Source organism: Ferrimonas sediminicola, assembly GCF_005116715.1.
Classification (GTDB): domain Bacteria; phylum Pseudomonadota; class Gammaproteobacteria; order Enterobacterales; family Shewanellaceae; genus Ferrimonas; species Ferrimonas sediminicola.
In genome coordinates, this window is sequence record NZ_SWCI01000012.1 from 1 (window position 1) to 19,378 (window position 19,378).

Annotated in this window: 15 protein-coding genes; 7 read left to right on the forward strand and 8 right to left on the reverse strand. The window is 62.2% G+C overall.

Annotated features, from left to right (window positions below):
* Positions 1-20: 20 nt before the first annotated feature.
* The 5 genes from FCL40_RS14750 (at position 21) to FCL40_RS14775 (ending at position 6,239) form a co-directional block, all read left to right on the forward strand.
* Positions 21-905 (forward strand): HAD-IIB family hydrolase, encoded by an 885-nt coding sequence (locus tag FCL40_RS14750; protein ID WP_136854068.1) that lies wholly within the window; start codon positions 21-23, stop codon positions 903-905.
* A gap of 74 nt (positions 906-979) precedes the next feature.
* A complete protein-coding gene (locus tag FCL40_RS14755; protein WP_136854069.1) occupies positions 980-2,209 on the forward strand; it encodes a glycosyltransferase family protein in 1,230 nt (409 codons plus the stop codon).
* Between the two features lie 12 nt (positions 2,210-2,221).
* A complete protein-coding gene (locus FCL40_RS14760) occupies positions 2,222-3,979 on the forward strand; it encodes a sugar phosphorylase (protein ID WP_136854070.1) in 1,758 nt (585 codons plus the stop codon).
* Between the two features lie 57 nt (positions 3,980-4,036).
* Positions 4,037-4,987 carry a DUF7281 domain-containing protein gene (locus FCL40_RS14765; RefSeq protein ID WP_136854071.1) on the forward strand — a complete coding sequence of 317 codons (951 nt, stop codon included), beginning with the start codon at positions 4,037-4,039 and terminating at the stop codon, positions 4,985-4,987.
* Between the two features lie 571 nt (positions 4,988-5,558).
* A complete protein-coding gene (locus tag FCL40_RS14775; RefSeq protein WP_136854073.1) occupies positions 5,559-6,239 on the forward strand; it encodes a DNA-methyltransferase in 681 nt (226 codons plus the stop codon).
* Positions 6,240-6,555: 316 nt separating this feature from the next.
* Here FCL40_RS14775 and FCL40_RS14780 read toward each other — a convergent pair whose 3' ends face one another.
* Positions 6,556-7,533, reverse strand: a complete 978-nt coding sequence (locus FCL40_RS14780) for a transposase (RefSeq protein WP_136854074.1) — start codon at positions 7,531-7,533, stop codon at positions 6,556-6,558.
* 182 nt (positions 7,534-7,715) lie between these two features.
* Complete coding sequence (locus FCL40_RS14785) at positions 7,716-8,816, reverse strand: NADH:flavin oxidoreductase (protein ID WP_136854075.1); 1,101 nt, start codon at positions 8,814-8,816, stop codon at positions 7,716-7,718.
* Between the two features lie 631 nt (positions 8,817-9,447).
* Here FCL40_RS14785 and ahpC point away from each other — a divergent pair.
* Positions 9,448-10,005, forward strand: a complete 558-nt coding sequence (ahpC, locus tag FCL40_RS14790; protein WP_136854076.1) for an alkyl hydroperoxide reductase subunit C — start codon at positions 9,448-9,450, stop codon at positions 10,003-10,005.
* A 101-nt stretch (positions 10,006-10,106) separates the two neighbouring features.
* Entirely contained in the window at positions 10,107-11,699 is a 1,593-nt protein-coding gene (gene ahpF, locus FCL40_RS14795) for an alkyl hydroperoxide reductase subunit F (protein WP_136854077.1), read from the forward strand.
* A 1,089-nt stretch (positions 11,700-12,788) separates the two neighbouring features.
* Here the strand turns inward: ahpF and FCL40_RS14800 are convergent.
* From FCL40_RS14800 to FCL40_RS14825, 6 genes are all read right to left on the reverse strand, one after another.
* A complete protein-coding gene (locus FCL40_RS14800) occupies positions 12,789-13,328 on the reverse strand; it encodes a hypothetical protein (protein ID WP_136854078.1) in 540 nt (179 codons plus the stop codon).
* Between the two features lie 303 nt (positions 13,329-13,631).
* The gene (locus FCL40_RS14805; RefSeq protein ID WP_169307145.1) at positions 13,632-14,960 is read right to left on the reverse strand and encodes a YfaP family protein; all 1,329 of its coding nucleotides are present in this window, start codon (positions 14,958-14,960) and stop codon (positions 13,632-13,634) included.
* A 13-nt stretch (positions 14,961-14,973) separates the two neighbouring features.
* Positions 14,974-15,813, reverse strand: coding sequence for a PKD domain-containing protein (locus FCL40_RS14810; protein WP_136854080.1), 840 nt, complete (start codon positions 15,811-15,813; stop codon positions 14,974-14,976).
* 160 nt (positions 15,814-15,973) lie between these two features.
* Positions 15,974-16,486 (reverse strand): phage regulatory CII family protein, encoded by a 513-nt coding sequence (locus FCL40_RS14815; RefSeq protein WP_136854081.1) that lies wholly within the window; start codon positions 16,484-16,486, stop codon positions 15,974-15,976.
* 138 nt (positions 16,487-16,624) lie between these two features.
* The gene (locus FCL40_RS14820) at positions 16,625-17,956 is read right to left on the reverse strand and encodes an anti-phage deoxyguanosine triphosphatase (RefSeq protein ID WP_136854082.1); all 1,332 of its coding nucleotides are present in this window, start codon (positions 17,954-17,956) and stop codon (positions 16,625-16,627) included.
* 64 nt (positions 17,957-18,020) lie between these two features.
* The gene (locus FCL40_RS14825; RefSeq protein ID WP_136854083.1) at positions 18,021-19,292 is read right to left on the reverse strand and encodes a DUF2325 domain-containing protein; all 1,272 of its coding nucleotides are present in this window, start codon (positions 19,290-19,292) and stop codon (positions 18,021-18,023) included.
* Positions 19,293-19,378: the final 86 nt, after the last annotated feature.

Here is a 19,378-nt window from a genome sequence, read left to right on the forward strand (position 1 = left end):
CACGGCAAAGGAATCCAAGGATGGCCCCAACACCCAAACTGCTGGTGGTGACCGATCTCGACGGCACCCTGCTGGATCACCACAGCTACAGCTTTCAGCCCGCCGAACCGGCGCTGGCGCGCCTCAGGCGCCTGGGCATCCCCCTCATCCTCAACACCAGTAAGACCGCCGCCGAGCTGGCGCCGCTGCGCCGAGAGCTGGGTACCGACGCTCCCTATGTGGTGGAGAACGGCGCGGCCCTCTACTGGCCGCCGCCGTTCGATGCCCTCAGTGAGTCCGACGCCAACACTGATAAGCACAATCTTGGTGCAACCCCCGGCGCCATCCTGGGGCATCGGATGCAGGCCCTGGGGGCCTCCCGGGCGCAGATCCTCGCCGCCCTGGCCGAGATCCGCCGCGACACCGGCCTCAAGCTGGAGGGGTTCTCCGACTGGAACGCCGACACCCTGATGGCCCACACCGGGCTTGAGCGGCGCGCCGCCGAGCAGGCCCTGGACCGGCAGTTCTCCGAGCCGCTGTGGTGGCAGGGCAGCGAGGCCCAGCTGGCCCGGTTGCAGCAGGCGGCGGAGGCTTACGGCCTCAGGCTGCTGATGGGCGGGCGCTTCCTGCACCTGGTCGGCCAAAGCGACAAGGGGCGCTGCATAGAGCCGCTACGGCGCGCCTACACCCGCCAATGGGGGCTGGCGGACGGGGCGCAGCCCAAGGTGATCGCCCTCGGCGACGGCGACAACGATCTGGCGATGCTGGAGGCGGCCGACCACCCGGTGCTGGTGCGCTCGCCGGTCAACCCGCTGCCCGAGCTCAGCGACGCTTGCCGCACCCGGGCCATGGTCACCGAGGGCTATGGTCCCCTGGGCTGGAACGAGGCGGTCCATCGCCTGCTCGATCGCTACCGGCTTCCCTGAGTCGGGCGACTGTGGCACCGCAATTGCAAAACTTCGATTAGAACATTGAATCGCAACCGCTGAAGGAGTGTTCCATGGGCGACTTTCACCAGAATGGCATCATCACCACCCTGCACAACCTGACGGATCGGCCCATCGACGACCTGGAGGCGGAGCTGACCCGGTTCAGCCGGGTTCGCCCCATGTCCCTGGTGCTGCCCTCGCTCTACAGCGAGCTCCAGGGCCCGGCCCTGGACAGGATCGTCACCGAGCTGGCCCAGGTGCCCTACCTGCAGGAGGTGGTGATCGGTCTTGACCGGGCCGACCGGGATCAGTACCGACACGCCCTGGAATTCTTCAACCGCCTGCCGCAGAAACACCGGGTGTTGTGGAACGACGGCCCGCGCCTGAGGGCCATCGATGAGAAACTGAGGGCTCAGGGGCTGGCCCCCACCGAGATGGGCAAGGGGCGCAACGTATGGTACTGCCTGGGCTACGTGCTGGCCCGGGGCAACAGCGAATCGGTGGCGCTGCACGACTGCGATATCCTCACCTACGACCGCAGTATGCTGGCCCGGCTGATCTACCCGGTGGCCAACCCCTCCTTCAACTACGAGTTCTGCAAGGGCTACTACGCCCGGGTGGCCGAGGACAAGATGAACGGCCGGGTCACCCGGCTGCTGGTGACGCCGCTGCTGCGGGCGCTGAAGAAGATCCTCGGCCCGCTGGACTACCTGGAGTTTCTCGACTCCTTCCGCTACCCCCTGGCCGGGGAGTTCTCCTTCCGCATCGACGTGGTCAACGACATCCGCATCCCCAGCGACTGGGGGCTGGAGATCGGCGTGCTGTCGGAGATGAAGCGCAACTACGCCACCAACCGCCTGTGCCAGGTGGACATCGCCGACCGCTACGATCACAAGCACCAGGATCTCTCCAAGCACGACGACAGCGGCGGCCTGTCCAAGATGTCCATCGACATCAGCAAGGCGATCTTCCGCAAGCTGGCCACCAACGGGGTGGTGTTCTCCTCGGAGACCTTCCGCTCCATCAAGGCCACCTACTACCGCATCGCCCTGGACTTCATCGAGACCTACCACAACGACGCGGTGATCAACGGCCTGGAGTTCGACGTGCACAGCGAGGAGGAGTCGGTGGAGCTGTTCGCCGAGAATGTGCTCAACGCCGGGCTGCACTTTCTCGACTACCCGATGGAGAAGCCCTTCATCCCCAGCTGGAACCGGGTCAGCAGCGCCATCCCCGACATCTTCGAGCAGTTGCAAGAGGCGGTGGAGGCGGACCACCGGGAGTTTCTGGGCGAGGCATAGGAGCCGATGCAGATGAATCAGGCGGTACACCACACCACCCTGGAGGCGCTGGGGCAGCAGCTGGAGGAGCACCTGCAGCTGATCTACCCCGAGGCCGACCACGGCGAGCTGGCCCAGGCGCTCATCCAGGCGCTGGGGGCCGAGGGCCATTGCGTCATGGCCAAACCCAGGCTGGAGCCCTGGGACGAGAGCGATCTTATCGTCATCAGCTACGGCGACAGCATTCGTCGTCAGGGGGAGGCGCCGCTGCACACCCTCAAGCGCTTCTTCGACCACTACCTGGGCCAGGTGGCCACCGGGGTGCACATTCTGCCGTTCTTCCCCTCCAGCTCCGACGACGGCTTTGCGGTGATCGATTACGCCCAGGTCAACCCCGGCCTGGGCCGCTGGCAGGATATCCAGGCCATCGCCGCCGACTTCCGGCTGATGGCCGACCTGGTGATCAACCACTGCTCCAGCCGCAGCCGCTGGTTCGAGCAGTTCAAGGCGGGCCAGCCTCCGGGCAGGGACTACTTCATCAGCGCCGATCCCGAGGGCGACTACCACCAGGTGGTGCGCCCGCGCACCAGCGAGCTGCTGAAACCGGTGCAGACCGCCCTGGGGGAGCGCCACGTGTGGTGCACCTTCAGCCACGACCAGGTGGATCTCAACTTCGCCAACCCCCAGGTGCTGGTGGAGATGGTGAAGATCATCCGCCTCTATCTCAACCACGGGGTGAGCATCTTCCGCCTGGACGCGGTGGCCTTCCTGTGGAAGGAGCCGGGCAGCAACTGCCTCAACCTGACGCAGACCCACGAGATCGTGCGGCTGCTGCGCACCCTGGTGAGCTTCTACGACCCTAGGATCCTGCTGATCACCGAGACCAACATCCCCAACCGGGAGAACCTGGCCTACTTCGGCAACGGCAACGAGGCCCACGCCATCTACAACTTCTCCTTGCCGCCGCTGCTGCTGCACACCCTGCTCACCGGCGACTGCAATGCCCTCAAGCTATGGCAGATGAGCATGCCGCCGGCGCAGATGGGCACCACCTACCTCAACTTCATCGCCTCCCACGACGGCATCGGCCTGCGGCCGGTGGAGGGGCTGCTGGACGACAAACAGATCGCCGACATCGCCACCACCATGGAGGCCTTCGGTGGCCGCATCTCCTGGCGCAGCCTGGGGGAGGGGGGGCTGCGCCCCTACGAGATCAACATCTCCCTGTATGACGCCATGCAGGGCACCCTGGACGGCCCGGACCCCTACCAGCAGGAGCGCTTCCTCTGCGCCCACGCCATCATGCTGGCCCTGGAGGGGCTGCCGGCCATCTACCTGCACAGCCTGCTGGCCACCCACAATGACAACGCCCGGGTGGAGAACACCGGCAACAACCGCAGCATCAACCGCCACTGCTGGGACGCCGACGCCCTGGAGGCCCTGCTGCAGGACGCGGCCAGCCACCACCACCAGGTGTTTGTCCGCCTCACCCAACTGGTGCAGATGCGCCAGCGCCAGCCCGCCTTCCACCCCAGCGCCACCCAGTTTGTGCTGCACCTGGGGGAGGAGCTGTTCGGCCTGTGGCGTCAGAGCCGCAACCGGGATCAGAGCGTGTTCGCCGTGGCCAACGTCACCAGAGAGCCCCAGCCGCTGCGCCTCTCCAGCCTCAACCTTATAGGCACCGACGCCTGGCGGGACCTGCTCAGCGGCGAGGAGTACAGCGACCTGCACGGCGAGATCGAGCTGGCGCCCTACCAGGTGGTGTGGCTCGCCAACAGGGCGGGCGAGTAGGGCCGGAAAGCGGGCCAAGCCGTTCGCCCCTTTGGAAAATTTGTCGGGTCGGCTACCATGACCGCCAGTTCAATCATTGCCGACACCGAGGGACCCACCATGGAGCTGAATCGCAAGGAGCGCCAAACCCTGGCCCAGTGGTTTACCCGCCCCTGGCAGGAGCGCGAGGTGGCCTTGGGCGCCCTGGCCAGCCGTCTGCACCGGGATTACGGCTTCGGTGAGCTCATCGGTGACGGTCGGGCCAGGGCCAGGCTGCAGATCAGCCGTGATCACCTCAGTGCGCTGCGGGACGAACTGAAGCGCGATGGCCTGGGTGACCCCTGTCAGCCTGAATTTGTGACTGAGGCGCAAAGCCGCAACCACCTGGCCCAGACCCGCCAGGACGAGAAGCGCGGCGCCAGGGCGGTGGGCGACGATCTGGTGCTCTGCCGCCCCCTGGGCCACTGGCATATCGACGGGCAACCTATCCCGCTGCCGCCCTTCGAGCAGGCGGGCCAGTTGCTGAACTGGCGCTCACTGTCTGACATGGCTCCTCGGCTGTGCCACAGCCATCTGGTGCTGGTGGAGAACCTGGCACTGATGCCTGAGCTGCATCGCCTCGCGCTTCCACGGAGCCTGAATAACCCCCTGTTCCTCTACCGGGGCGACGCCGATCGCAGCACCGGCGCAGCCTACCGATGTTTCCGCGCCTTCAAGGGCAGACTGCCCCTGGTCTACTTCGGCGATTTCGACCCGGCAGGGCTGGAAATTGGCCTTGGTTGCGGTGCCGAGCGGTTGCTGCTGCCGGCGCCCGACTGCTGGGAGACCCTGCTCCATCCCCACTGGCAGAGCCTGACAGGCGCCGAGCGGCGCTGGTATGCCCAGGAGGCCCAGGCCCGCCGCCTGTTCAGTCGCAACCTGGCCGAACCCCTCAAGCAGGCACTGCTGGCCATGGACAGCCACAAGCAGACCCGCACCCAGGAGCACCTGCTGGCCCATGGGGTAGAGCTGGAACTGGTGGACCTCTAACTTCCCCTCTACGCCGTATAGGCCGATTGCGTCCAAATTTTGGGATTCTCGAACTAGATTAGTTTGCCATGGTGAATTGCACTTTAGATGTCCGTGGATCTATTGAATATGCTACTGTGGTAGCCAACGGTTTAGCTCATTGAGCTAAAACGAATTAAATATCTTCTGCATGCAATTTTTGAAAGTGTGATGTTTTTCACTTTATTGGTTCGTGAGTGAAGGCATTTTGATGGGTGGCTGTTGGGCCAAATTATCCTAGCAAGGAAGTGATAGGAGCTTGTTATGACGTGTAGTTGTTGCAATGGTCGCCTAAACATCGGAATGATCCATAAAGTTGATCCTATGACGGGGCAGAGATTCAAGTCGTGTCCTCATTGCTCTGATGCCAATGGAAGTGAACATGTATTCCACCCTTATCCAGCTGCATTTGGAAAAACACCCGCTCGAGTGACTGCTCGTAATCCTGATGGTTATCAAAGTTATTGTCGTGAGTGTCGCAATCTTGATAAAGGGGACGTTTCTAAAGTTCACAGAAACGGTCGATTGTGCAGCTCTCTGATTTAGGCTGTAAATGAATATATTTCGGGATGACGCGGTTGCCTGGCTGTCAACGCTCGAAGATGAGAGCGTTGACTTGTTGATTACCGATCCGCCATACGAGTCATTAGAAAAACATAGGAAGATTGGGACGACAACTAGGCTGAAGATTAGCAAGGCTTCGAGTAATCAGTGGTTTGATATATTTCCTAATTCTCGTTTTGAAGAGTTGCTAAAGGAAATATACAGAGTCTTAAAGAGAAATTCTCACTTTTACTTGTTCTGTGACCAAGAAACAATGTTTGTCATAAAGCCTATAGCGGAAGATGTCGGATTTAAGTTTTGGAAGCCGATAATTTGGGATAAAGTGAGTATAGGGATGGGGTATCATTACAGGTCCAGGTATGAATGCATTCTTTTTTTTGAGAAAGGGAAAAGAAAGTTGAATGATTTGGGGTGCCCTGACATTTTGGAGTACAAGAGAGTTTATCGAGGATATCCTACCGAGAAACCCGTGGGATTAATGGAGATACTTGTTGAACAGAGTAGCTCATGTGGAGAATTGGTTGTTGATCCGTTCTTTGGTTCAGGTTCTGTACTTGTGGCAGCACAAAACCTGAGTAGGAGGTGTGTTGGTAACGACATTTCAGTTGAAGCACATAATCATTATTTGAACAGGGGTGACTTATACTTGGATACACTTGTGGGTCAGTGATTTTTAATTTTAATTTTGGGTTCTAACTTGTTAAAAGGGCGGTGTAAGTGATTGTCATAATGCTTTGCCAACCACAAGTTTCGACTGGATATGGGGTTTGGTTTCATCGGATACAAAGACACCCATGCTAAGTGGGGGTGCCAATTTGTTTCGATTGGCCTAGCTGAATCTTGTGGTTATTTTGGTGAAGCCTGCAGCACTTTCGATAGCGAAAGGGCCTGGAATCATGGCTTTGGGTTGTGTTTTCTGGGCAACGGGCATGTTTAGGTCGTCGAGCACTGAATGGTCGACGTGAATACTGGGCTATGGCTGACGATTAGGCGAGTAATCGCTTGGCGTTGGTTGAGCCTCGTATTCGCTTCAACCCGTCGGCTTGGCGGCACTTCCGTATGTTGTGCTCTCGGCCTGCCAAGTGATGGAATTGGTACTCGAAGCCTTGGGTGAGCTCCATCCAGTTGTCGAGTTCTATCTCCAGCCTAGTGAGCAGATCGGCGGTGCCTTTGGTTATATGTCCTGCCTTGTCTTCTCGTATGGCTCTGCCGGTGAACTCCACCAGTTCCAGGTAATCATTGAGGTGACAGGGCAGGGTACAGTTCTCTACGTCCTCTACATCAAACGCTTTGAGTCTTGCTGGCTGTTTTCCTGCTAACGCGGCACGAATGCGCAGTTGGATTGAGGTATGGTCTGACTGCTCGGGTGTGTTGGCCATCTTGGCTCTGATGGGATTGAGGTCGACATAGGCCATACAGCAGAGCAGGGCCTGCTCATCCAGCAGCGCCTGCGATTTGAATCTCCCCTCCCAAAACCGACCGCTGCAGTTATCTTCCTTATTGGCTTTACGGGCAATGAATTCGTTCAGTGTTCGCATAAACCAGCTGATGTCGGTTAATCGCTGGCGGTACTCTGTCACCAATTGCTCCACTCGGTGCAGCTCCCAACTCTCCATCTCATCACGCTCCTCCTCTACCAGAAAGCGGCGGGTCATGGCGTTGCCAGTGAACAGCATGTGCCAACGTTCGATGACCTCTAGATCACACCAGCCATTGGCCTTGTCCACATTGACGTAAAGCACCGCGTGGGTGTGATTGCTCATGATGGCGAAGGCCATGGCTTCGATGGCGAACACTTGTGTCAGCGACAGCAACCGTTCTTGCACCCACTCCCTGCGGTGTTCATAGCACTTGCCGGTGTAGGGATCTTGGCCACAGAGGAAGGCGCGTCGAACACAGCGGCTGACGCAATGATAGTAGCGGGTATCGTCCAAGCTGATTTGTTGTTTTCTGGCCTTAGGCATCGTTCTCGCTCCTTGAGAATGAAAACTAAGGATAGGCGTGGATGAGATTGGTTGCTGTTAGTGTGGGTGTCTCTGTATGGGAGAGGAGTACATGGACACCGGCAATCAGGCTCAGGGTATCCCAGGGAGAAATGGGATAGCTGAGCAACAAAGCGCCTGGTGCCCATGTCAGGTTGGGCGGATTACTGCGCTCTACGCTTGTTGTGCACCACGCAGAAGTTGCCCCTGCGGGTACGGCACTTGGAGCATCGCTCACAGATGGCCGGGCTGCGGTCGCCCTCCTTCCAGCGCTGGACCAGTTGAGGCTCCGCCAGCAGGGGCCGAGCAATGGCAAAGTACTCAATTTTGGTGCTGGCGGCGATCGCCTCCAGGGTCTCGATGTCAGACAGGCCGCCGACGGTGATCACCGGCACATTGATCTCCTCGCTGACCACCCTGCCATAGTCCAGGAAGTAGCCCTCCTGCTGAATCTTATGCTCGTCAAACTCCTCTCCCACCAGGGTGTCCGCCTTGCCATGGATGTTGCCGGACAGCTCAATGGCATCGACGCCTGCGGCTTCGAGCGTCCTGCAGATGGCCCTGGTCTCGCTGAACGTAAGCCCGCCTTCGAAAAACTCCGATGCGGTCAGCTTGACCATAATCGGGAAGTCGTCTCCGACCACCTGGCGCATCTTGGCAAAGATCTCCAGCAGGAACCTCATGCGGTTTTCCAGGCTGCCACCGTACTCATCTTCGCGGCGGTTATAGTAGGGGCTTAAGAACTGATTGATCAGATAGGTGTGGGCACCGTGGATCTCAACGCCATCGAAGCCCGCTTCCTTGGCTCGCCAGGCGGCCTTGGCGAAGGCGTCGACGATATAGTCGATCTCCTCCTTGGTCATCGCTTTGCCGAGGGTCTTTGTTCCCCTCTCCGGCACGTCACTGGGGGCGAAGATGACTCGCTCGCCCACATTGTGGGTGGTCTTGGTGCCGCCGTAGGCCAGTTGCATGACGATCCTGGCGTCACTTGCATGGACCAGCTCCGTCAACTTGATGTATTCGTTGATGAAGGAGTCATCGTAGATCCCCATCATGCCCGGGTTTGGCTGCTCCTCCTCGACGATGTTGGCGTAACCGGTGATGATCAACCCCACTTCACCCTTGGCCAGTTCGTCGTAGATGGCATAGAGCTTATCTGTCATATGGCCATCTTCCGTGGTCATATTTTCCCAGGTTGCGCTTCTGACAAAACGGTTCTTCAGTCTCATGCTTCCGATATGGGACTGTTCAAATAAGCTCTTCAATTCTGACCTCTACACCATGGGAAAATTGGCCGAATTCTTACATGAAAAGCTGCTAGGGCACCCAAGCCAAGGTCTCAAAAAGGCCATGAACTTTATACATTGAATAGATGCATGGCAGTCATAGGTGAAGAGTAGTCGTATTACCTTCAGGTAGCTCGTTGATATGAACGATGTTATTGGGTAGGGGGAGACACTCAGGGCGGTTGCTGTGCGGCTAAGCCCCGGTGTTGGCCGGTCAGGTTCCAAAAGGCAACTGCCCGCTCAGTCTCTGCGAAGTACCTACAAGGACACCCAATGCAACGGCGCTTTGGGTTACCAGGGCGTCCCTGCCGGCCGATGTTCTGTTTAAGCCGTCTCGCGATCGCGGTCAGGTGACGGTTGACGCAGCTTGGCCAGGTGCTGCCGATCGTCCAGCGTCGACAGCAGCACCGCCAAGGCGCCCACGGCCGCCGCCCGCCCCTTCCTTCGATCCTCCCCTCCCTTTCCCGGCTGGTATCCACTCGCCAATCGACTAAATCGGTTGCGACGATAGCTTGTAATTGCTTTTGTCTTTAACGGCGGTGGGGCACTATAACCCCATCGACGCAGCGGGCGTCACCAAAACACCCTTTATGAACAGGAGAGATACGCCATGATCAACACTCAGATTAAGCCGTTCAAAGCCACCGCCTTCAAACAGGGCGAGTTTGTCGAGATCACCGAGCAGGACGTCAAGGGCAAGTGGGCGGTGTTCTTCTTCTACCCGGCCGACTTCACCTTCGTCTGCCCCACCGAACTGGGTGATCTGGCCGACCACTACCAAGAGCTGCAACGCCGTGGCGTCGAGGTGTTCTCCGTCTCCACCGACACCCACTTCACCCACAAGGCGTGGCACGACAGCTCCGACACCATCGGCAAGATCAACTACTTCATGGTGGGCGATCAGACCGGCACCATCACCAACAACTTCAACGTGATGCGTGAAGGCCAGGGCCTGGCGGATCGCGCCACCTTCCTGATTGACCCCGAGGGCGTCATCCAGGCGATGGAGATCACCGCCGAAGGCATTGGCCGCGACGCCGAAGACCTGATGCGCAAGGTCAAGGCCGCCCAGTACGTGGCCAGCCACCCGGGTGAGGTGTGCCCCGCCAAGTGGAAAGAGGGTGAGCAGACCCTGGCGCCCTCCCTGGACCTGGTGGGCAAAATCTAACCACCCCGGAATGACCCGGCGGCCCGCTCCCCTCTAACGGGAGCGGGGTCGCCCCGATGCCATCACCCCAGACTCAACCCCACTTTTCCAGGCAGGTACCCATGTTAGATCAAGCGATGAAGCAGCAACTCCAATCCTACTTAACCAACCTGAAGTCCGATGTACGGCTGCGCCTGAGTCTTGATGACAGTGACACCGGCCGCAAGCTGCAGGCGCTGGCGGAGGAGATCGCCTCCCTCAACGGGCACATCAGCGTGGTCGATGACCCCGGCCACAGTGAGCGCAAGCCGCTGATGCTGGTGGAGAGCGTGGAGCGGGGAACCGCCATCGGTTTTGCCGGCCTGCCCATGGGCCATGAGTTCACCTCCCTGGTGCTGGCGCTGCTGCACAGCGGCGGCCATCCCATCAGGCTGGAGGCTGACACCATCGATCAGATCGCCGCCCTGGAGACGCCGCTGGAGGTGGAGATCTTCATCTCCCTCTCCTGCCAGAACTGCCCGGAGGTGGTGCAGGCGTTCAACATGATGGCGGCCATCAACCCGCGGGTTAGCGTCACCATGATCGACGGTGCGGCGTTCCAGCAGGAGGTGACATCCCGCGACATCCTGGCGGTGCCCAGCGTGTTCATCAATGGCGCGCTGTTCGGCCAGGGGCGCATGTCGCTGGCGGAGATCCTCGGCAAGTTGGACAGCGGCGCGGCGGAGAAGCAGGCCGCCAAGCTGAATCAACGGGCGCCGTTCGACGTGCTGGTGGTGGGCGGTGGCCCGGCCGGTGCCTCGGCGGCCATCTACGCCGCCCGCAAGGGGATTCGCACCGGTGTGGTGGCCGAGCGCTTCGGCGGCCAGGTGCAGGACACCATGGCCATCGAGAACTTCATCTCGGTCAAGGCCACCACCGGACCCAAGCTGGTGGCCAGCCTGGAGGAGCATGTGAAGGAGTACGGCGTCGAGGTGATCACCGAGCAGCGCGCCGCCAACCTGATCGGCGCCGAAGAGACCGACGATGGCTACATCCACGTGGAGCTGGCGAGCGGGGCGGTGCTCAGAGCCCGCAGCGTCATCACCAGCACCGGCGCCCGCTGGCGCGAGATGAAGGTGCCCGGTGAGCAGGCGTATCGCAACAAGGGCGTGGCCTACTGCCCCCACTGCGACGGCCCGCTGTTCAAGGGTAAGCGCACCGCGGTGATCGGCGGCGGCAACTCCGGCATCGAGGCGGCCATCGACCTGGCGGGCATCGTCGAGCACGTCACCGTGCTGGAGTTCGCCGACACCCTGCGGGCCGACCAGGTGCTGATCGACAGGGCCAACGCCATCGCCAACATCGACATCATCACCCTGGCGGAGACCACCCGGGTACTGGGGGACGGCGACCGGGTGACCGGACTGGAGTACCGGGACCGCCGCAGCGGTGAACTGCACCAGCTGGCGCAGGCGGGGATCTTCGTCCAGATCGGCCTGGTGCCCAACAGCGAGTGGCTCAACCGGAGCAAGGTGGCTTTGTCGGAGCGGGGCGAGATCATCGTCGACGCCCACGGCGCCACCAGCCTGGCGGGGGTGTTTGCCGCCGGCGATGTGACCACAGTGCCCTACAAGCAGATCATCATCGCCATGGGCGAAGGGGCCAAGGCCAGCCTGGGAGCCTTCGACCACCTGATTCGCCACCCGGCACCGACGGGGCAGACCCAGGCCGCCTGAGGCCAGGTCGGGGCATCGGCGAGGGCCAGACAGAGAAAAGCCGGGTGATGCACCCGGCTTTTTTTGACTGTGTCCGAGTGAGCTGCTGAAGTCAGTCGATGCCTTGGTTTAACCGGGCTGGCCCATGTCATGACACACTCAAGTAGGAATGGGAGCTGGGTGCGCATTTCAACAGACACTGGGCCCTGACGTTCGTCAGGGTGACAGGAAGAGGGTCTTTCCCGCGAACGCGGGAATCCAGGGTCTTGGTTTTTTATCGGCAAAAGCCACTGGGCCCCGGCATTCGCCGGGGAGACGATTGTGCCTGTGGTGTCGCGAGCACCCGGTCGCCAGGCTCAGCAGTCATCTGCGGGTTGCTGCAGAGAGGATTCAACCCACTGCGGCTCCCTCCAGCACGGTCACTGATGTGCGTCGGGGTGACGATTGTGCCTGTGGTGCAGGGAGCACTCCGGCGCTCCAGCTTCCCACCGTCATTCCCGCGAACGCGGGAATCCAGGGTCTTGTTTTTTTACCGGCAAAAGCCACTGGGCCCCGGCATTCGCCGGGGAGACGATTGTGCCTGTGGTGTCGCGAGCACCCGGTCGCCAGGCTCAGCAGTCATCTGTGGGTTGCTGCAGAGAGGATTCAACCCACTGCGGCTCCCTCCAGCACGGTCACTGATGTGCGTCGGGGTGACGATTGTGGGTGTGGTGCAGGGAGCACTCCGGCGCTCCAGCTTCCCACCGTCATTCCCGCGAACGCGGGAATCCAGGGTCTTGTTTTTTTACCGGCAAAAGCCACTGGACCCCGGCATTCGCCGGGGAGACGATTGTGCCTGTGGTGTCGCGAGCACCGGGTCGCCAGGCTCAGCAGTCATCTGCGGGTTGCTGCAGAGAGGATTCAACCCACTGCGGCTCCCTCCAGCACGGTCATGCCGGCGCATGCCGGTATCCAGAGGCTGTGTTTGCAAGGGCTTTATGAGGCCCCCAGGATCTCTCCACACTCGATACTCGACAGGCACGGATTCCTGGCCCTCTTAAGGAAGAAGATCGACAGGCCATTGCTGAGCAACAGCCATTTAAGACACAGCCCCTCTTTCTTGGCCGCGGCTCAGTACTGGCAGCGCTCGGGCAGGTCGGTGCGCAGCGGCTGAGGGATCCGCTCGCCGTTCTCCAGCTTGTACAGCACCGGCCCGTCGATGGGTTCCACCACCAGCTCGTAGCGACCGTTCTCCTCCGGGGTGAACACTGAGGCGGTGTAGTAACGCTTGAAGCAGTTCTTTTCACAGGACTGGAACTGGGTCCGGTAGCTGTTGACCAGGGGCTGGCCGGCACTCACCTTGACCGTGGTGGGCTGGTCCAGGTTGATGTGGCCGATGATGGTCGGCCCCCCCTGGCACTCGGTGCTGCGGTACTGGTAGATGGTGGAGGCAAAGGTTTTGCGGTACTCGGTGGAGATCAGCTTGCCGGCAAAGGCGGTGTGGGTCTCGGCCGGGATCACCTGGCCGGTGGCCTCGTCGATGTAGTGGTTGACGTCCTGGCGGATGTAGGTGACCGTGGCGACGGGGCCGGAGGGATCCATCGGCAGGCGAGGGGTGGCACAGCCGCCAAGCAGGCTGGCCAGGGCCACGAGCAGGAGAGTTCGGGTCATCATGGGCGTCCTTTCAGGTTAAGGGCTGGGGGCAGCCGAAACAGGGTCGAGGCGGTGGGTCCGGGGTGAGTGAGGGGTTACCACCGCGTCCGCACCCGCCCGGCCATCACAGCTTTTTTGCCGTCGATTCAACGGCCTCGGTCGATATGGTCTGACTCGAATCTTAACGTTTTCATCACAAATGTGAAGCGACGCCGATCACGAAGGGGGTTCGTGGCGCCGCCGGTCCTGAGGGAGGGCCAGCGGCTCCCGGGCTGGGCCGGAAGCCGCCGAGCGGGGCACGCCGGGATGGCGTGGCCGCCGTTACTCCACCGAGTAGAGGGCGTTGCCCTGGCCGTCGTCGCTGACCGTCAGCGAGAAGGCCGGTTTCGGGCCGTCATCGCCGCTGCTGCCCTGATCGTCGGTCAGGCTTAACTGGCGGGGGCCGAAGGTGGTGCCGTTGCCCAGGTAGAGGGTGACGCTGGCGGTTTCTGTGGCGCTGCCTCGGAAGTAGTTGACCCCGATGTCGTAGGTGCCGGGGCTGACCGCGTCGCAGGCCACATAGTAGTTCTCCGGGCCGAAGCCGTTGGTGTCGTCCACGTCCAGCGTGCCGTCGCTGCCCATGGGCCGACGGTAGTAGACGTGGGCGCCGCCGGGCTCGAACACGTGAAGGTCGACATCGGGCTGCTCCCCCCAGGTGAGGGTGGCCCGGATCGCCCCCTCACCGGCGATCAGGCTGGGGTAGGCCAGGGTGTCGGCCAGCTTGGCGATGCCGTCGTCGATGCGTTCGCGGGATTTCAGCCGGCTGTCCAGGTAGCTCTCCAGGAAACCGTGGTTGAGGAAGTCCCGCGGGTCATCGAACAGGCCCGGGTCGTTGTCGATGTTGGCCGGCAGCACGGTCTCGGTGGCCCGCAGCAGCTGGATCACCCGGTCGTCGTCGGCGGTGACGTAGCCCGCGCCGTTGACGGTCCGGGCCGCCGGGGAGGCCACCCCGAAGTAGCCGATGCTGTTGCTGTGGTCCGGCAGCATCTCGATGACCCGGGCCACCGAGGTGTTGGTGAACAGGTTGCCCTGGCTGTGGGCGACGATCAGCACCCGCTTGCCGTTGAGCAGGGCGTCGGCGTAGAGGCCGCTGTGCAGGTCGTTGACCTGGACCAGGTCCTTCAGGGCGTCGGCGGCGATCTGGGCCATGGTGTCGGCCAGTTGATCCAGCAGCTCATCGGTCAGGGTGGCGGCCAGCAGGTAGCCGTCGGTCACCGCGATCGCCACCGTTTGGCGAATGGCGTCGTTGGACAGCCCCGCCTGCAGCATGTCGTACACCATGTAGGCGATGCTGCCGTCCGGGTCCTCATGCAGCTTCTGCTGAAACACCTGAATCACGTCGGTGGTAAACCCCTGGCTGAGGTTGTAGGCCGGGAAAAACTGATAGGAACTGTTCTCCTGCTGCGACTCCAGCCGCCGCTTGTACTGGCTGCGCAGGGTGTCGCTGGCGATCTGGGCGTCGGCGTACCTGGTGTTGATGCCGTTGGCGAAGTAGACCTGGGTCTGCCTGGTGCCCTGCTGCTGGAAGGTGCAGCCACTGAGGCTGGCTTCGGCCGCCGGGGCGAGGGCCAGGGCGCTGACGATCCCCAGTGCGATGGTGGTGTGCTTCATCTCCATGGTCTCCTTACTCCTGAGGCAGCTGGCAGTCGAGGTCGGCGGGGTCGTAGCTGTTGCCCACGGTGCCGCTGCGGGAGCGGTCGAAGGCGTCATAGGCCTGCTGACGCTCGCGGGTGTTGAGCATCAGCGCGCGGATGATCGCCGCCTTCTGGCTGGCGTTCATGCCGTACTCCCCGACGAAACAGGCGCTCATCTTGGCCAGCTCGTTGGCGGCCAGGGTCTGCCTGACGTCGTCCTGCTGGGTGCCGGCGGCAATCACCTCGGCGTACTTGGCGGCGCCCATCCGCGCCAGCTCCCGTTCCGGCTGGGACAGAGGGTAGAGCTCGAGGATCTTGATCTCCACGTCGTCGCGCACCCCGTCGTTGTCGCTGTCGACCCCGGCGGTGTCCCGGTCCGCCTCGGCGGGCATCTGGGGCAGCCGGTCGCGGTCCACCTCCTCCAGGGAGAGGGTGAGGCTGTGCTGGTTCTGGGCGCCCTGATCATCCACCACGGTGAGGATGACGACGATCTCGGCGTCTTCGGCCAGTTCGCCCACCCTGAGGGTGGCGCTGTTGCCGCCGGGCTGCAGCGAAACCTGGCCATCCTGGTAGCGGCCCAGCTCCAGTTGCCACCGGTAGCTGGCAATGGTGCCGTCCGGGTCGGCGGAGCCCTCGGCGCTCAGCTGTACGCTGGTGCGCTCGCTGACTGAACCGGGGCCATCGAGGCGGGCGCTGGGCGCCTGGTTGACCGGAGTCTCCGGGGTGGATGGCTGGTCGTCGGCGTCCGAGCCGCCGCAGGCACCGAGCAGGGTGACCATGGCCAGCGCCAGCAGGGTGCGCCCCTTGTTGGGGGAAAACAGTGAGTGCATATCGCGTCCTTTTGTTGATTCAACCAGGGCTGTGGGCCCTGGGTTCCTGTTGGATACCAGGTTGAATCTAAGGACGAGAGGCGCGACCATCTACGAGAAAACCCGGCGCTTTTCTCGATGTCGGGCCGGGTTTTCGGGCGGGGAGGGGGCGAACGGCGGGCTAGTCCAGCCGCTTGCCGCAGACGTTGTCCAGGGCCTGGCGCAGCCGGGTGAGGGCCTGGATGTGCTCGGACAGCTCCACCTTGATGCCGTTGAGCTCGTTCTCGGAGATCTTGTAGTCGCTGAGGGCGGAGGTCAGCGCCACCTGGACGTCGCCGTGCTCCTTGTTCAGTCCCATCCAGTCGCCCATGAAGGATTTGTAGTTGTGCTGCCGGTCGGGGTGGTCCGACAGGTACTCCAGGCGCATGCCGTAGAGGGAGAGCAGGTCCTCGAGGATGGGGGCGTGATGGTTCTCTGCCTTGAGCGCCAGCAGCACATGGAGGAACTCGTCGATGTTGAGCTTATGGGCTTCCCGGTCCGGGTTGAGCTTGTTGTGGAAGGTGCCCTTCTTGATGCTGTGGCCGCGGCTGTGCTGGAACGCCTGGTCGACCACGGCGTAGAGGCGGTCGATGCCCATCAGCTTGCTCTGGGCGTGGAGGGTCTTGTGCAGCTGGTAGATCTTGTCGTTGCTCACCTTGGGTGTCCTGGGGCTGAGGGTGTGACCAAGGAATTTACACAGATTTTTCAGGATATTGAAGACATAGCCCATTCCAGGGCCCTGCCTGGCCGCAGGAAGAGAGGCCGGGCAGGGTGCCCGGCCCGGTGCGCCGGGTCAAAACGGCGAGTGCAGCTCCGCCAGGTTGCCCATCTTGGGGGTGAACAGGTTCTGGTGCAGCCGGGCGGCAAACTCGTCGGTCATGCCGGAGATGTAGTCGGCGATCACCCGGTGGCCGCTGTGGCCGGCATCGCGGGCGGCCTGCCAGCGTTTCTGGGTGGCCTTGGGCAGCAGCCGCATCGGATCGGAGGCGAAGGCTTCGAACAGCTCCATCACCACCTGCTGGCCCTTGTACTCGAGGATCTGCACCTCGGGCTTGCGGATGACGCACTCGTAGACGAAGCGTTTCAGCCGGTTGAGGCAGGTGTCGAAGCCGGGCTCCATCACCGCGTGGTACGCCAGCAGCGGCGAGTCGAACTCCCCCTGCTTCTCCAGGTGGATGTGGGTGACGAAGGCGTTGACCAGGGTGCCGATGGCGTCCTTGCGCTGATGGTGCTCATCGGAGAACAGCTTCTCGCCGATGGCGTCGATGCGCTTGGCCAGGTAGTTGTCGCCGATGGCGGCGATGGGCTCGGCCACCTTGCGACGCCAGCTGGAGTAGGAGACGATCCCCATGACGATGGCGTCCTCGAGGTCGTGCACCGAGTAGGCGATGTCGTCGGCCATCTCCATGATGGAGGCGTCGAGGGAGCGGTACTGGGAGCGCCGCCGGCCATTGGGGCCGGGGCGGGTCTGGGACAGCAGTCGGCGGTCGTGGTCGCTCAGCGGGGCCAGCACCCAGTCGAGGATCTCGGCGTCGTCATCGAAGATCCCCTTGTCCGGGGCCCACTCATCGGCCTTGAGCTGGCGGAAGCTGTCGGCACCGGCACTGGCCGAGTGGCTGCCCAGGCGCGAGAGCAGCACCGGGTATTTGAGCACCCCCAGCAGGGTGCGCCGGGTCAGGTTCATGCCGAAGGATTCGGTGTAGGGCTCCAGCCTGGCGAGGATGCGGAAGGTCTGGCCGTTGCCCTCGAAGCCGCCGTGATCCCGCATCATGTAGTTCAGCGCCACCTCGCCGCCGTGGCCGTAGGGGGGGTGACCCAGGTCGTGGGCCAGGCACAGGGATTCGATCAGGTGGTCGCTGCCGATCAGCTCCGCTTGCGTCGGGTAGGCGCGGCGCAGCTGGGCGGCGATGCCGGTGCCGATCTGGGCGGCTTCCAGGGAGTGGGTCAGGCGGGTGCGGTAGAAGTCGTTCATCCCCACCCCCAGCACCTGGGTCTTGGCCTGCAGCCGGCGAAAGGCGGCGGAGTGCATGATGCGGGCCTTGTCCCTCTGCAGCGGGGAGCGTTGGTCATCCTGGCGCTGCTTGGCCTCTTCGATGCGGCGTGCCATCGAGTCTGAATACTGCATGGTTGGCTCCCTCGGGTTCTCTCCCCCTAGTGTTGTCTAACTCTCTACCCGAATCAATGGCTTGTTATGAGGCGTCCTGGGTGCTGAAGGCGATGCAGCCGCTGTCGTTGGCCACGTCGGACAGCGCCTTGGCGATGGTGGACAGGCTGGAGGAGGGCACGAACAGGTGACGCTTGCCCTGCTGCTTGCAGAACTTCTTCAGCCGGTAGTAGGCGTCGTGGCTGATGCAGTCGGCGGCACAGATCACCGCATCGGCGCTCCACAGCAGGGCATCGAGCCGCTTGCGGCTGTCCTCGACCCCGCCATCGTGGTGGCTGAACTCGCCGCCGCAACGCTCCACCAGGGCCTTGTACTGATCCACCATGCGGTGCAGGCCGCCCACCACCAGGATCTTCTGCCCTTTGAGGTCCGGCGCCTTGGTGCAGTCGGTGCAGCCACCCTTGTCCGGGCCGCAGCCGCCGCAGGGGGAGAGGCTCTGGCTGACCATCCCCTCCAGGGCAATGGTCTCCTCCTGTTTGCGGCTCAGCTCCTGGGTCAGGGTGATCACCTGGGCCTCGGTCTGCTCCAGCTTCTGCTGCCACGCCTCCTTCTGGCGCGCCAGGGCCAGGGCGGAGGCCTGGGCGCTGGTGAGCTCGCTCTTGAGCTGAATCACCTGCTCCAGGTGGTCACCGGGCTTGGCGGTGGCCTGTTGCAGCCGTTGCTGCAGTTGGTGGTTTTCCGCCCGGAGCAGGGTGATCTCCCGCTGCTGGTTGAGCATCTGCTTCTCTTTGTTGGCCAGGCTCTGGGCCGCCTTCTGCTGGCTGCGCTCCAGGGCGCGCTTGAGCTCCGCCACCTCCTGCTCCAGCGCGTGCAGCCGCTTGAGATCCGCCCGCTCGCCGGCCCCCATCTGATGGGAGAGCATGTGGATGGTCTCGTAGGCCATGTCCTGGGTAGGGATGTCGCACAGGGGGTGGGTCAGCAGCGCCCACAGCGCCTCGGCGGCGGCGCCGCGGTCGATGTGCTCCTGCCAGGCCTGCTTGAGCTCCTGCCGCTCCTTGATCTGGCCGAAGCGTCTGCAGGCGGCGGAAAACTTGCGGTCCAGGTGCTTGTGCATCGCCATGGACAGGCGGTTCTTCTCGTCACAGTTGGAGACCGCCCAGGTGTGCAGCCAGTAGTCGCTGTTGCGGGCGGCCTGCTTGTCCGCCACCTTCTCCACCAGCTTGCGGATCTCTAGGGTGGTGAGGCAGGTGCCGATCACCGGACACAGCAGCTTGGAGCTCAGCTCCCACAGCTTGCGCTTGCCCTTGAAGGTGGTGATGACGGTAGACCCCACTGGGGTGGCGTGTTGGTCACACATCGGTAACTCCTGTGATTCAACCCGGTTTGTTTCAGTAGTGGTAACAGTCTAGCGGCGGGACAAATGATGTCAATGAGAACCATTAT